The organism is Pseudomonas fluorescens (assembly GCF_003732425.1).
In the GTDB taxonomy this organism is placed as follows: domain Bacteria; phylum Pseudomonadota; class Gammaproteobacteria; order Pseudomonadales; family Pseudomonadaceae; genus Aquipseudomonas; species Aquipseudomonas fluorescens_BE.
This window is the reverse complement of record NZ_MOBX01000013.1, coordinates 1,159,621-1,173,336: the sequence shown is the minus strand read 5'-3', so window position 1 is coordinate 1,173,336 and position 13,716 is coordinate 1,159,621. Positions and strand designations below refer to the sequence as shown.

Genomic DNA, 13,716 nt, shown 5'->3' with positions numbered 1-13,716 from the left:
CTTTTCACTGTAAACCTGCCGGGATGTTTTTGCCCGGAGCTCGTGATGTTTTTTGCACGAAAGAAAAGTATTCAATGCCCGGTTTTGATTTGCTCGTTAGTTAAAGTTCAGGTTTGTATGTGGTCTTGCCAGGCGTAACTTTGTGTTGTTTATATTTTGTGTTTTCTTTTGGTTTGAATGGTTTGTTTTAGATGGTTATTGTCGGGTCCAGTCTTTATTGAGTTGTTAAAGATTAAAAGTATATTTTTTAAGTTGAGAATTAATATGAAAAGTCCGATTTCGAAACCTCGCCCTTCTACTACTGCGCCAAAGCCAGCAGTTCCAACCAGGCCGGTTGTGCCGAGCAAGCCAGTGGCGCCGAGCAAGCCAGTGGCGCCGAGCAAGCCAGTGGCGCCGAGCAAACCGGTGGCGCCGAGCAAACCAGTGGCGCCGAGCAAACCAGTGGCGCCGAGCAAACCGGTGGCGCCGAGCAAGCCAGTGGCGCCGAGCAAACCGGTGGCGCCGAGCAAGCCAGTGGCGCCGAGCAAACCGGTGACGCCGAGCAAGCCAGTGGCACCGAGCAAGCCAGTGGCACCGATCAAACCGGTAGCACCGAACCAGCAGGTGCGTCCGACCAGTCCTGCCACGCCGACCGAGACCCAGCGACCGCCAATGCCATGGCCGACCATTAACGTCAACGTCGATCCGGTGGCCTTGATAGCGCTCATCCAGACACTTGGTGCGACAGTCAATGTCGATGGTTCGACCACACTGCCTGACGGTAGTTTGATTGACACCGATACAACTTCAATCAAGCGTCCCGATGGCATCATTCAATATGAAGATGGCCGGGTCGAGTATCCAGACGGGCGGATTATCTGGCCGGATAATGCCGTTGAATATCCGGATGGACGTATTGTTTGGGAAGACGGAACTGAACAGTTACCGGATGGAAGTGTTAAATATCCCGATGGCCTTGCGTACGATGCAGAAGGCAACCTTGTTTCGGAGTAATTAATTACCGAAACTTGTGCTGGTTTTTATATTGCGAAAAAAAACACCGCTGATTGTCATCGATCAGCGGTGTTTTTCATTTTCAGCCTCAAGCGTTTTGCGGCATCTCACCGTTGGCCAGGCGCTTGTTGATGTCGGCGATGACTTCCGGCAGATCGGTGATGGTGTCGATCATGTAGTGCGGGCGCGAGCCTTCGAACAGCGCGTGAATGCGTTTGCGTTCGCTGGCCAGTTCATCGCTGCCCAACGCGCGGAAACCGGCGTAATCCAGACCCAGCGCGTTGCCCGAGCAGATCAGCGCCACGGTCCACATCCCGGCGCGGCGGCCTTCGAGAATGCCCGGCACGGTGTCATCGATCTTCACGCACGCTGCGACATCGTCGATGCCCAGCGCGATCACGTTGGCCAAAGCCTGGGCCGGCCACGGACGGCCATTTGGCACTTCGTCGGTGGCAACCACGTGGTCAGCGACGTAGCCGTTAGTGGCGGCGAGTTCGACAACCTTGTCCATCACTTGCTTCGGGTAGCCAGAGCAGGAACCGATCTTGATGCCTTGCTGACGCAGACTGGCGATGGTTTCCAGGGCGCCGGGAATCAGCGCCGAGTGCTCGGCGATTTTCTCGATCTGTAGCGGCATGAAACGGTTGTAGATCGCGGTGACGTCGTCGTCGGTCGGCGTGCGGCCGAATGCCTTGCGATAACGCTCGGCCACTTGCGGCTGATCGCAGAGGGTGCGGATGTGGTCCCACTTGCCCATGCCCATCGGGCCACGGGCCTCTTCGATGGAGACCTGCACGTCGAACTCGGCGAAGGCTTCGACGAAGATCTGCGTCGGCGCGAACGAGCCGAAATCGACCACGGTGCCGGCCCAGTCGAGGATCGCGGCTTGCAGTTTGTTTGGGTTTACATAGTTCATGGCAATCAAATTCCTGTAATGGCAATGCAATTCAAAAATGTGGGAGCGAGCCTGCTCGCGAAGGCGTCGGATCAGTCGAGATCTATGTTGAATGTGCGACCGCTTTCGCGAGCAGGCTCGCTCCCACAGGGGATTTAGGATGTGGCTTAGATTTCTAGCACTTCCATTTCGCGCAGCACTTCGCCGACCGCCGCGACGGCCTGGCGCATGTCGTCCGGGCTGACGTGGCCGATGCAGCCGACACGGAAGGTCTCGACCTGAGTCAATTTGCCCGGATAGAGGATGTAACCCTTGGCCTTCACACGTTCGTAGAAATCCTTGAACTGATAACGCGGATCGTTCGGTGCATGGAACGTAGCAATGATCGGCGCCTGAATCGCCGCCGGCAGGAAGCTGCGCAAACCGAGTTTGCCCATCTCGTCCATCAGCGCCTGGCAGTTGGCGGCATAGCGCGCATGGCGTGCAGGCAGGCCACCTTCTTCGTTGTATTGCAGCAACGCTTCGTGCAGCGCCGCGACCACGTGGGTCGGCGGAGTGAAGCGCCATTGCCCGGTTTTCTTCATGTAGGTGTGCTGGTCATAGAGGTCCATCGCCAGCGAATGCGAATTACCGGCGGCAGCGGCCAGTGACTCTTTGCGAGCGAAGACGAAACCCATCCCCGGTACGCCTTCCAGACATTTGCCGGAGGCGGCGATCAGCGCGTCGAACGGCACTTTCTGCGCGTCCACCGGCAGTGCGCCGAAGGAACTCATGGCGTCGATGATCAGGCGTTTGCCGTGGTGCTGGACGACCTCGGCGATCTCCGGCAGCGGATTGAGAATGCCGGTGCTGGTTTCGCAGTGGATCAGCGCGACGTGGGTAATGGCGCTGTCGGCGCGCAGCAGGCGGTCAACGTCGGCAGCGGTGGTCGGTTCATCTTCGGCGGTTTCGAAGGTGCTGAACGAACGCCCGAGCACTTCGCAGATCTTCGCCAGTCGTTTGCCATAGGCGCCATTGATCAGCACAAGAATCTTGCCGTCACGCGGCACCAGTGTACCGATGGCCGCTTCGACAGCGAACGTGCCGCTGCCTTGCAATGGCACACAGTGGTGGCTGGCGGCGCCGTTGAGGATCGCCAGCAGTTGTTCGCACAGGCTGGCGGTCAGTTGGTTGAAGCGGTCATCCCATGACCCCCAGTCGACCATCATCGCCTGGCGGGTGCGGGCCGAAGTGGTCAACGGGCCGGGAGTGAGCAGGATGGGTTCGGCGATACTCATTCGTGTGTCCTCGGATAGCGCTGTGGGATGAAGCTACGGGGCATACGTTGCAATTCGCCGTTGCATCAATCAAATTGTTTGTTGTTATGCCAGCCATCAGCGAGAGTTATTCATGAACCTGTTCCAGCTCCGTGCCTTCGACGCCGTGGCCCGCGAAGGCAGCTTCACCCGCGCCGCCGCGCGTTTGTTTATCAGTCAGCCGGCGGTCACCGGGCACATCAAGGCGCTGGAGGAGCACTACCAGATCACTCTGTTGCGGCGCACCGCGCGACGGGTGGAACTGACCGAAGAGGGCACCAAACTCGCGGCGATTACCCGAGCGATGTTTGGTCTGGCGGAAGAGGCGCAGACGATGCTCGAGGCCAATCGGCAATTGCTGACCGGCAGGTTGGAGGTGGCGGCGGACGGGCCGCACATGGTCATGCCTATGTTGGCGAGCCTGCGCGCGCGGTATCCGGGGATCACGGTGAATCTGCGTTTGGGCAATGCCCAGGAAACTCTGGCGGCGTTGTTGTCGGAACACGCGGATGTCGCGGTGTTGACCGAAGTCGAACCGCGCAAAGGCCTGCATCTGCAAGCACTGAGCGAGTCGCGGATTTGCGCGTTGGTGCCGGCAGGGCACCCGTGGGCGATGCGCGCCGGGGAGGTAAAACTCAAAGAGCTGGATCAGGTGATCATGGTGCTGCGTGAACCGAGTTCGATCACCCGGCGTACGTTTGATGAGGCCTGTGCGCGGGCCTCGATCCATCCGCGCGTGTTGCTGGAACTGGACAGCCGTGAGGCGGTGACCGAAGCGGTGGCGGCCGAGTTGGGCGTTGGCGTGGTGTCATCGGTTGAGGTCAGCCATGACCCGCGCGTGGTGGCGATTCCGATTGCTGGCGAAGGGCTGGTGAACCGGCACATGATCGGTTGCATGGAGCGGCGGCGGGAGTTGCGCCTGATTCAGGCGTTCTTTGGTCTGGCGCCAGGCTGATACACCGTGGTGCGTCCTTCGCGAGCAGGCTCGCTCCCACAATGGAATGCATTTCAACTGTGGGAGCGAGCCTGCTCGCGAAGGGGCCAGAACTGTTCACACAAGACTCTCGCGAACCATGTCGAGGAAGGTCGCCACCACCCGTCGATTGCTCTGCTCACGCAAACACACCAGCGTCTCCGTCAGCCGTCGGGTGCAATCGACAATCGGCAACGCAAATACCCGCGAGTCCGCACCAAACTCCGCCGCCGACACCACGCCAACGCCAATCCCGACCACCACGGCCTCACGCGCCGCCTCTCGCCCCTCAACCTGAATCGCCGGGCGAATGCGAAACCCCGCGCGGGCCATTTCCTCTTCCAGCGTCTGCCGCGTTACCGAACCGTGCTCACGCAACACCAATGGCGTGTCATCCAGGTCGGCCAGGCAGATCGATTCACGCTCGGCCCACGGATGATTGCGCGACACGAACGCCACCATTGGATCATTGCGCAGCGGCACACACAGCAAGCGCTCATCGCTGACATCACGCCCGAGCAACGCGAGATCGGCTTGATAGTTGAACAGGCGAAACAGTGATTCATCGGTGTTGCCGGTCTCGATCTTCACGCTGATCCCCGGATAGCGCTCGCAGAACCGTGCGATCTGCGGCAGCACGTGCACCGGCGCATCCACCGCCAGGATCAGGCTGCCGGTCTGCAGGGCCTGGGACTCCTGCAGCAATTCCTGCGCTTCGGCTTCGATCACAAACAGCCGTTGCGTGATCGCCAGCAAGCGTTCGCCAAGGTCGGTCAGGCGCACGGAACGTTTATTGCGGTGAAACAGCAAAACGCCGAAACGCTCTTCGAGTTTGCGCACTTGGTCGGATATCGCCGGTTGCGTGAGAAAAAGGCGCTCGGCGGCTTTGGTGAAGCTTCCATGCACGGCCACGGCGTGGAAGGCTTTGAGTTGGGCGTGGGACACCGACATGAAGTCACCTGATCGTTAGGTCAGTAACAAGCTGAGCTTATGTGTGAAATACGATAAATCGATTTTATTTATTAAACAGTAATTGCTTTGATCGGCTCACGCCATCGCTGACTGCCCGCTCGGGCCGCACGGTGGCCATGAGCCTGTGCGTGCAACAACAGGACTCATCTGACCGATATCGCCCCAGGGACGGGGTGATATCGCAGTGCTCAACAATAAAAACACAGGCGTTTTTCTTAACGATTCTGCCGGCACACTCACACCCTGAGGTCAGAACCACCATGAACAAGCACATCGGCACCATTGCGCGTTGGCGCGTGCAGATTTTCGCGATTACCTGGCTTGCGTACGCCGCTTTCTACTTCACCCGTAAAGCGTTTTCGGTGGCCAAACTGGGCATCGCCGAAGACCCCAGCTTCATGCTCGACAAGATGGCCATGGCCAACCTCGATGCGATCTATCTGGCGGCTTATGCACTCGGCCAGTTCACCTGGGGCATGCTCGCCGACCGCTTTGGCCCAAGGGTCGTGGTGCTCGGCGGTTTGCTGATTTCCGCCGCCGCAGCGCTGGTGATGGGCAGTTACGCGACGCTGCCGATCTTCGCCACTTGTATGTTGATTCAGGGGTTGGCGCAGTCCACCGGATGGTCGGGATTGTGCAAAAACCTCGGCAGTTTTTTTCCCTCCCAACAACGCGGGCGAGTGCTCGGGTTATGGAGTTCCTGCTACGCGTTTGGTGGTCTGGTGGCGTCGCCATTTGCCGGCTGGTGGGCGTACACCTTGATGGGCACCTGGCACGCAGCGTTCATTTCAAGTGCGGTGGTGGTCGCCGTGGTGGCGGTGTTGTTCTTTATCTTCCAGCGCAACAAACCGGAAGACGTCGGCTTGCCGGCGGTCGAGCCGGAGCCTGAACTGACAGCGGAAGAAACCGAAGCCAACAGCAAGCTCAGTGTCTGGGAGCCGTTGAAGGAAATCCTGCGTAACCGCACGGTGCTGGTGCTGGGCCTGGCGTATTTCATGTTGAAACCGGCGCGTTACGCGATTCTGTTGTGGGGCCCGGTGATTGTCTTTGAACAGATGCCCAGTGTCGGCAAAGTCGGCGCGGCGATCATTCCCACTTCGTTCGAACTGGCCGGGTTGCTCGGGCCGATCCTGATCGGGCTGGCCTCGGACAAACTCTTCGGTGCCCGGCGGATGCCGGCCTGCGTGTTGAGCCTGCTGGCGCTGACCGTGACGCTGGCGCTGTTCATGGCCGCGCTGCAGAGCGGCAGTGTGTTGCTGGTGGTCGCATTGTTGTTTGTCATGGGCCTGACCCTGTACGGCCCGGATTCAATGATCAGCGGTGCCGCCGCGATCGACTTCGGCAAAGCCAAGGCCGGCGCCACGGCGGCCGGTTTCGTCAACGGCTGCGGCTCGGTCGGCGCGGTGCTCGGCGGTTTGCTGCCGGGTTACTTCGACTCGGTGACGGTGTTCATCGTCTTCGCCGGTTGTGCGCTGTTCTCGGCGCTGGTGCTGATTCCGCACTGGAACAGCCGTCCGGTCGGCGTGATGGAGCCGCGCGCCGCGATCCCCAATTGCCCGCTGACGATCAAACCCCTGCGTTCCTGAAACCCTTGCCTCGCGGCCTGCTGCGGCGCTCGCGGCAGGCTGTGTCGTGGCCCACTGACTGGAGAAACCCCATGAGACCGTTTTGGCTGGAGCAGGCCCTGCAGGCCGACACTTCGCAAAGCTGCCCACCGTTGCAGGGCGAAGTCCGCGCCGATGTGTGCATCGTCGGCGGCGGCTATACCGGGTTGTGGACGGCGATCATGCTCAAGCAACAGAACCCCGAGCTCGATGTATTGCTGATCGAAGCGGACATCTGCGGTGCCGGCGCCAGTGGCCGCAATGGCGGTTGTGCGCTGTCGTGGTCGGCGAAATATTTCACCCTTGAGCGCCTGTTTGGCGTCGAGGAAGCGGTGCGCCTGGTCAAGGAATCGGAGCGCAGCATCCACGCGATCGGCGAGTTCTGTGAGCAGTACGGCGTCGATGCCGATTACCGTCTCGACGGCACGCTGTACACCGCGACCAACCGCGCGCAGGTCGGCTCGACCGATGCGGTGATCGCCGCACTGGAGCGCAACGGCATCAACTCGTTCACCCAGCGTCCGCTGGCCGATGTGCAACGCATGGCCGGTTCGAGCAAGCATCTGGAGGGCTGGTTCTCGCCGGCGGCGGCGAGTGTGCAGCCAGGCAAACTGGTGCGTGGCTTGCGTCGGGTGGCATTGCAATTGGGCGTGAAGATTCACGAAAACACGGCGATGACCGGGCTGGAAGAAGGGCGTCCGGCACGCCTGCAAACAACGAATGGCAGCATCGTCGCCGATCGCGTGGTGCTGGCGATGAATGCGTGGATGGCGCGTGCCTTTCCACAGTTCGAACGCAGCGTGGCGATTGTTTCCAGCGACATGCTGATCACCGAACCGCGCCCGGATCTGTTGCAGGAGATCGGCCTGACCAGTGGCGTCACCGTGCTCGATTCGCGGATTTTCGTGCACTACTACCACAACACCCCGGACGGCCGGATCATGCTCGGCAAGGGTGGCAACACCTTCGCCTTTGGCGGACGGATGCTGCCGGTATTCGATCAGCCGTCGCCTTATGCCGGTCTGCTGAAAAACAGCCTCGCGGACTTCTTCCCGGCCTTTGCCGATGTCAAAGTCGATGCCACCTGGAACGGTCCGTCGGATCGCTCGGTCACCGGTTTGCCGTTCTTCGGCCAAATGAGCAGCGCCGGCAATGTGTTTTACGGTTTCGGCTATTCCGGCAGCGGCGTCGGCCCGTGCCATATGGGCGGGCAGATTCTTGCGTCGCTGGTGCAAGGCCTGGACAACCCGTGGACGCGCTCGCCGCTGGTCAACGGGCCGTTGGGTTATTTCCCGCCGGAGCCGATCCGCTATCTCGGTTCGTTGATGGTGCGCAACGCCATTCGCCGCAAGGAACGCGCCGAAGATCACGGGCGACGACCCCGACATCTGGACGTGCGCCTGGCGAAATTCGCTGCGGCGGCGGGCAAGGCTGACAAAGGTTGAAGCACTGCTCGCTGAGACAGGCGCAGCCTGCGGCAGCGCCTACAGGTTGCATCAGCGGACGTCGCTGTTAAGCAACCAGTCGAGTAACAAGCTGCTGTCGCGTGCGTGCGGTGGTTCGCTTGGCGCTGGATTGGGTGACTTGCCCAGACACAGTATCGGCCGGTCCGGATCGCTGTCGAGAAAGCTTACCCACACTTCACTGCCAACGCCGGGTAACTCATCTGAGACGATTCGCCCGTTGGCGCTGGTCAATGCGATCGGCAGCCAGATCGCATCGGCATCGGCATTGCCATCAGTCGCTGGATCCGACGGCCACAGCCTGACGGCGACGCGGCCTTGGTCGTCGAGTTTTGGCGGTTGCCCTGAGACGCCAAGTACATTTGCCAAGTGATAACCGGCGATGCTCGGGCGCTGTTGTTTAAGCGGCGGGCGAAAGTCTGTCGACCAGGGTTGGGCAGTAAAATCGTTGTGATAGCGGTGCACAGTCGGTTTCAGGTCAAGAATCGAGGGGTGCTGGCCCTGATGGCTAATCGCAGTGATCCGCCATTGTTCGTTGAAGCTGTTGATCGGATGTTCGCTGACTTGCAGCAAATGTCCGCTGAACAACCCGATACAGTCGCTGCGGCCATTGACCGAGCGAAGATGACCGCGTTGTCGCTCCAGGTGCCGCCGACTGCGCTGCTCGCTGTGGCGTTGTTCCAGAGAAAGCATCGGCGGTTGGGCCATTGAGCGGGTCTGATTGGCGGCGTCCTCGCCGATTGTCTGTTGGCCCCGATTACGGACGACGGGCAGTGTCGGGAGGGGGGCGGCGTGGTGATGCTGGAATAGCGCACTGACACAGGGTGAGCGCGCTTGCTCATCATTCATGAACGGCACCAGGGCCGGTGCTTGCGGCAAGCTCAGGCTGTCATCGGCGAACACTACGACGTGACCGTCCGTGCGGTGTTCGAAGTGATAGTGGATACCTTCTTCCTCGCAGAGCCTGTGCAGCAGTGCCAGATCGCTTTCCTCGAACTGGATGCAAAACGGCCGCACCGGATAGCAACCCACGGTCATTTCAATCCGGTAGCCCTCGGCGGGCAGAGCATTTCCCGCGAGCAATTGCTGGAGAATCTGCGGCACGTCCTGTTGCACGAACACCCGACGTTTGTTCGGCTGTGCCAACCGTAGCAGCGACGGCACTATCATCAGGCGATAGCCAATGCGATGCGCACCGCGATGTTCGCAGCTGGCACTGTGGATGATCCCGTGAATCCCGTGATGGTCGTCCAGACGCAAGAATGCCGGTTGCTGCAACAGTGTCCCCGGCGCCATGGCGGGGGCCAGACCGATGATCTCGACGTCGAACCGGTAGGGCTGGTTGAGCGCTTCCTCGCCTTGAAGTTTGTTCGGCTGTGCCAACCGTAGCAGCGACGGCACTATCATCAGGCGATAGCCAATGCGATGCGCACCGCGATGTTCGCAGCTGGCACTGTGGATGATCCCGTGAATCCCGTGATGGTCGTCCAGACGCAAGAATGCCGGTTGCTGCAACAGTGTCCCCGGCGCCATGGCGGGGGCCAGACCGATGATCTCGACGTCGAACCGGTAGGGCTGGTTGAGCGCTTCCTCGCCTTGAAAACGCACCACCGGCAGGCACAGACCGCTGTCGGTCAGGGTCAGGGTAAAAGGACTTTCCTTGTCATTGAGCATTCGAACAGGCTCTGTCAGGCAATACGGGCCTGAGAGGGTACGAAACCACAGCGCTGAATGGTCATGTCAAAGGCGGTTTTCAGAATCCCCCTACAAGCTCTGGTGAAGATGTCGATTCTGCATTGTGTTTTTTTGGTCGATTGCCGACTTTAGGCCGTATAAACTTGGCGCCACGCGTCGGCCAATAGATGTCTCGGCGCCACAGATCAAGAGAGTAAGTAATGGGCGCACAGTGGAAGGTTAAACACAAAGAAGCGGCAGCCAACGCCAAGGGCAAGATCTTCGGCAAACTGGTGAAGGAAATCACCATCGCTGCCCGCAACGGTGCCGATACCGCCACCAACGCACACCTGCGTCTGGTGGTCGAACAGGCCAAGAAAGCCTCGATGCCAAAAGAAACCCTGGATCGCGCAATCAAGAAAGGCGCCGGTCTGCTGGGTGAGACCGTGCAATACCATCGCGTGACCTACGAAGGGTTCGCCCCGCACCAGGTGCCGCTGATCGTTGAATGCGTGACCGACAACATCAACCGCACCGTCGCCGAAATCCGCGTGGCGTTCCGTAAGGGCCAACTGGGGGCTTCCGGCTCCGTGGCCTGGGACTTCAACCACGTCGGCATGATCGAAGCCTCGCCGGACACCCCGGACGCCGATCCGGAAATGGCCGCGATCGAAGCCGGTGCGCAGGATTTCGAAGCGGGTGAGGACGGTGCGACGCTGTTCCTGACCGATCCAACCGACCTGGATTCGGTGCAGAAAGCACTGCCAGAGCAAGGTTTCACTGTGCTGTCGGCCAAGCTCGGCTACCAGCCGAAGAACCCGGTCAGCGGTTTGAGCGACGAGCAGATGGCTGAGGTTGAAGCATTCCTCGAAGGCCTCGACAACCATGATGACGTGCAGGATATGTTTGTCGGTCTGGCAGGCTGATCGACTGCTGTATTGAACTGTGGCGAGGGAGCTTGCTCCCGTTTGGCTGCGCAGCAGTCGTCGCTTTTTCGGGACGGCTGCGCCATCCAGCGGGAGCAAGCTCCCTTGCCACAGTGTTCGTCTCGGTCACTGATTGTGCAGTTGTTCTATCACTTCAGCGAATCCCGGCCGCGCCAGCACTTCAGGCTGACAGCAACGCCGCTCCAGTTCCTCCAGCACCGCACGCCGTTCATCACTCAATCCCGAGTCGATGCGCGCCAGCAATTCCCCCAGCAAAATCCCGAACGCACGCACTTCGATGCGTTGCAACGCGCGTGTTTCCGCAGTGTCGGCGACGGCGTGGAACGACGCCCCGCCAAAATCCCCGAGCAGGCAATCGCCGTGCTCGTTAAACAGAATGTTGTGCCCGTATAGATCGCCATGGGTGATGCCTTGCCGATGCAGGTGTTCGGCTGCCGAAGCGATGCCTTTGGCAATGTTCAGCGCAACCTCGGCAGTGAACCGGCAATCATCGGCATACACATCCCGCGAACAGGACGCCAGGCTTGGCAGGTCGGCGAGGTTGCGGAAAGACGGATCGATCAACTGCATCACCAATCCCTGCTGGCCCTGTGGATGGCCACTGATGAGGCCCTCGACACGGATCAGATTGGGGTGAAAGCCTGCGGTAATACAGGCATTCATCTCGTGCAGCGGCGAGCCGTCGCTGGTCATTGCACCTTTGTACAATTTCACCGCGACCGGCGTCACGGCGCCATCTTCGCGTTGCCAGCTCGCCCGGGAAATCACCCCCGAGGCGCCTTCGCCCAAGCGTTGTTCCAGACGCAGCGCTGACCAGGCGATTTGCGGTGTCGCCTCCAGCGCGGCAGCGTCCGCTTCGGTTTCCAGCGGATTGCCGGCATAGGCCAGCCAGGTCAGGCTCGGCAGCGCGAGCAGCCACTGTGGCAGCTCGGTCAGGCGGTTGGCGGAGATGCGCAACAGCTCCAAACGATGGCAGTTGCTCAGCGAGGCTGGCAGCGCTTGCAGGCGGTTGCCCGACAGCATGAGTTTCTGCAGGGCAGGGCGCTCACCGAGTTCGCTCGGCAGGCTTTCGAGGCAGTTGTCGGTCAGGATCAGCCAGCGCAGCTTTGGCGGCAGGGCAGCAGCAGGGACGTTGACGATGCGATTGGCCCTGAAACCGATCATCGTCAGCGCAGTGCATTGGCCGAGACAGGCCGGCAGTTCGGTGAACGGGTTGTCGGAGCAGAACAGCACGCGCAGGCGCGTCAGACGGTGCAAGTCATCCGGCAGGCTGCTCAGGGCGTTGCCGCTGAGGTTGAGGATTTCCAGGGTGTCGGCCAGGTCGAAAATCTCGGCCGGGAACTCGGTCAGGCCGCAGGACAGATCCAGCCGCGTAATGCCCGACAACTCGCCGGCGCGCAATTGAGCAAGGGTGTGCATGTGGGTGTTCGCTATTGATCAGTGGAGCGACGCTGGGGCGCTGGGAATGGGCGACATGATAACGGCAATACCCTGATTTGAAATTGGATAGGTGGCGAAACTTCAGATGCCTTTTGTGGGAGCGAGCCTGCTCGCGAAAGCGGAATGTCGGTCGCTTGTGTATTAACTGACACCCCGCCTTCGCGAGCAGCTCGCTCCCACAGAAGCTGTGTGGTCAGTCGTCGTTGTGTACCTGCTGCAACTGCCCCAACCGACTGCGTGTGCGCGCCAGGTCACTGGCCTGGCCATCCAGGCTCGCGCACAAAGGCAGCCGACCGAGCAGCATCAGGTGCTTGTCCTGGTCGTACAGCACGTCGATCAGATTGATGAAGCGCTGTTGTGCGGCGATCGAGCACTTCTCCAGTTCTGGCAGATCATCAATGATCCAGCGGTCGAAACGGCGACACAGTTCCAGGTAGTCCATGACCGCCGTCGGCTGTTCGCATAGATCGTTGAAGGTAAAACCGACACGCCGCTCTTCACACAACCGCGCCTGAAACTGCCGGGTACCGACCGTTAGCGCAACGGCCGGTGCTTCAGCAGGCGGTAGATCCAGCGCGGCGCGTTGGGCTGGCGTGGCCGGCCACACGTAATGCCCTTGACTGAATATCTGGTGCGCAGCGGGGCGCGTCTGGCTGCGGTAATCGTGCGGGCCGCCGACTTCCATCACCTGCATGTGTGTATTGATCAGTTCGATCACCGGTTTGAAGCGGGCGTGATAAAGCGGATTGGGCAGCAAACCTTCCGGCGCATAGTTGGAGGTCACCAGCAGCAGAATCCGCCGTTTGAACAGCGCCTTGAACAGCCGGGAAATGAGCATGGCATCGCCGATGTCGTGCACATGAAACTCGTCGAAACACAGCACCCGACAATCCTGCAGCAGTTCGTCGAGGGTCACTTCGAGGGCATCGTCCTGCTGGCGATGGCTGAACATGCCCTGATGTAATTGCGCGAAGAACTGATGGAAATGCAGACGCCGTTTCTGGGTGATCGGCAGGCCCTGAAAGAAGCCGTCGAGCAGCCAGCTCTTGCCGCGCCCGACGGCGCCGAACAGATAGAGGCTCGGCGCGGTTCGGTTGCTTGCGCCAAACAGCAGACTGACCTGCTGCGCCATGCACTCGATGACGCGCTGCTGGCTGTGGCTGAGGGTGTAACCCTGGCCGCTGGCCTTGAGCCGGAAGTAATCGCGGATCGACTGCGCACTGGCGTCATGCCCGGCGCTGGCCGGCAAGCCCTTGCCGAACCAGCGGCGCAACGCCGGCCAGCGCTGGATCAGTCGCGATCGTTTCGGCGGGTGGGCAGGCACTGTCGGCGTCTCCGTGTTCGTCAAAACCGGCTCCCGGGAGCGCGGCGCTGTAGTGTAACCAGATGCTGGATTGACCAGCCACCGCGACGCATCGACAGTGGGCGGTTATTGAACAAATTTGTGCGGCGCGTATAGC

At 60.4% G+C, this 13,716-nt stretch carries 11 protein-coding genes; 5 read left to right on the top strand and 6 right to left on the bottom strand.

Going from position 1 to position 13,716, the window contains the following annotated elements; translation table 11 throughout:
* Positions 1-336 precede the first annotated feature (336 nt).
* Positions 337-993: a hypothetical protein gene (locus BK670_RS29745; RefSeq protein ID WP_221178370.1), complete on the top strand. Its 657-nt coding sequence runs from the start codon at positions 337-339 to the stop codon at positions 991-993.
* Between the two features lie 88 nt (positions 994-1,081).
* On the opposite strand, the gene phnX is transcribed toward BK670_RS29745, so the two are convergent.
* Together phnX and BK670_RS15790 are read right to left on the bottom strand one after the other, a co-directional pair.
* On the bottom strand, positions 1,082-1,909 hold the full coding sequence (gene phnX / locus BK670_RS15795) for a phosphonoacetaldehyde hydrolase (RefSeq protein ID WP_123450911.1): 828 nt from the start codon (positions 1,907-1,909) through the stop codon (positions 1,082-1,084).
* Positions 1,910-2,055: 146 nt separating this feature from the next.
* The gene (locus BK670_RS15790; protein WP_123450908.1) at positions 2,056-3,165 is read right to left on the bottom strand and encodes a 2-aminoethylphosphonate--pyruvate transaminase; all 1,110 of its coding nucleotides are present in this window, start codon (positions 3,163-3,165) and stop codon (positions 2,056-2,058) included.
* Positions 3,166-3,277: 112 nt separating this feature from the next.
* Here BK670_RS15790 and BK670_RS15785 point away from each other — a divergent pair, with 112 nt between their 5' ends.
* Positions 3,278-4,138, top strand: coding sequence for a LysR substrate-binding domain-containing protein (locus BK670_RS15785; RefSeq protein ID WP_123450907.1), 861 nt, complete (start codon positions 3,278-3,280; stop codon positions 4,136-4,138).
* Positions 4,139-4,234: 96 nt separating this feature from the next.
* On the opposite strand, the gene BK670_RS15780 is transcribed toward BK670_RS15785, so the two are convergent.
* The gene (locus BK670_RS15780; protein WP_123450905.1) at positions 4,235-5,107 is read right to left on the bottom strand and encodes a LysR family transcriptional regulator; all 873 of its coding nucleotides are present in this window, start codon (positions 5,105-5,107) and stop codon (positions 4,235-4,237) included.
* Positions 5,108-5,388: 281 nt separating this feature from the next.
* On the opposite strand from BK670_RS15780, the gene BK670_RS15775 reads away from it, so the two are divergent.
* Positions 5,389-6,714, top strand: coding sequence for an MFS transporter (locus BK670_RS15775; protein ID WP_123450903.1), 1,326 nt, complete (start codon positions 5,389-5,391; stop codon positions 6,712-6,714).
* Positions 6,715-6,785: 71 nt separating this feature from the next.
* The gene (locus tag BK670_RS15770; RefSeq protein ID WP_123450900.1) at positions 6,786-8,177 is read left to right on the top strand and encodes an FAD-dependent oxidoreductase; all 1,392 of its coding nucleotides are present in this window, start codon (positions 6,786-6,788) and stop codon (positions 8,175-8,177) included.
* A gap of 51 nt (positions 8,178-8,228) precedes the next feature.
* On the opposite strand, the gene BK670_RS15765 is transcribed toward BK670_RS15770, so the two are convergent.
* Positions 8,229-9,869: a type VI secretion system Vgr family protein gene (locus BK670_RS15765; protein WP_123450898.1), complete on the bottom strand. Its 1,641-nt coding sequence runs from the start codon at positions 9,867-9,869 to the stop codon at positions 8,229-8,231.
* Positions 9,870-10,090: 221 nt separating this feature from the next.
* On the opposite strand from BK670_RS15765, the gene BK670_RS15760 reads away from it, so the two are divergent.
* The gene (locus BK670_RS15760) at positions 10,091-10,795 is read left to right on the top strand and encodes a YebC/PmpR family DNA-binding transcriptional regulator (protein ID WP_123450896.1); all 705 of its coding nucleotides are present in this window, start codon (positions 10,091-10,093) and stop codon (positions 10,793-10,795) included.
* A gap of 126 nt (positions 10,796-10,921) precedes the next feature.
* Here BK670_RS15760 and BK670_RS15750 read toward each other — a convergent pair whose 3' ends face one another.
* Positions 10,922-12,235, bottom strand: a complete 1,314-nt coding sequence (locus tag BK670_RS15750; protein WP_123450892.1) for a leucine-rich repeat-containing protein kinase family protein — start codon at positions 12,233-12,235, stop codon at positions 10,922-10,924.
* 214 nt (positions 12,236-12,449) lie between these two features.
* Positions 12,450-13,580 (bottom strand): cell division protein ZapE, encoded by a 1,131-nt coding sequence (zapE, locus tag BK670_RS15745; RefSeq protein WP_123450890.1) that lies wholly within the window; start codon positions 13,578-13,580, stop codon positions 12,450-12,452.
* Positions 13,581-13,716 lie beyond the last annotated feature (136 nt).

Coding starts and splice junctions, on each gene's coding strand:
- phnX (WP_123450911.1), bottom strand. CDS start 1,909: ATGAACTATGTAAACCCAAACAAACTGCAAGCCGCGATCCTCGACTGG.
- BK670_RS15790 (WP_123450908.1), bottom strand. CDS start 3,165: ATGAGTATCGCCGAACCCATCCTGCTCACTCCCGGCCCGTTGACCACT.
- BK670_RS15785 (WP_123450907.1), top strand. CDS start 3,278: ATGAACCTGTTCCAGCTCCGTGCCTTCGACGCCGTGGCCCGCGAAGGC.
- BK670_RS15780 (WP_123450905.1), bottom strand. CDS start 5,107: ATGTCGGTGTCCCACGCCCAACTCAAAGCCTTCCACGCCGTGGCCGTG.
- BK670_RS15775 (WP_123450903.1), top strand. CDS start 5,389: ATGAACAAGCACATCGGCACCATTGCGCGTTGGCGCGTGCAGATTTTC.
- BK670_RS15770 (WP_123450900.1), top strand. CDS start 6,786: ATGAGACCGTTTTGGCTGGAGCAGGCCCTGCAGGCCGACACTTCGCAA.
- BK670_RS15765 (WP_123450898.1), bottom strand. CDS start 9,869: ATGCTCAATGACAAGGAAAGTCCTTTTACCCTGACCCTGACCGACAGC.
- BK670_RS15760 (WP_123450896.1), top strand. CDS start 10,091: ATGGGCGCACAGTGGAAGGTTAAACACAAAGAAGCGGCAGCCAACGCC.
- BK670_RS15750 (WP_123450892.1), bottom strand. CDS start 12,235: ATGCACACCCTTGCTCAATTGCGCGCCGGCGAGTTGTCGGGCATTACG.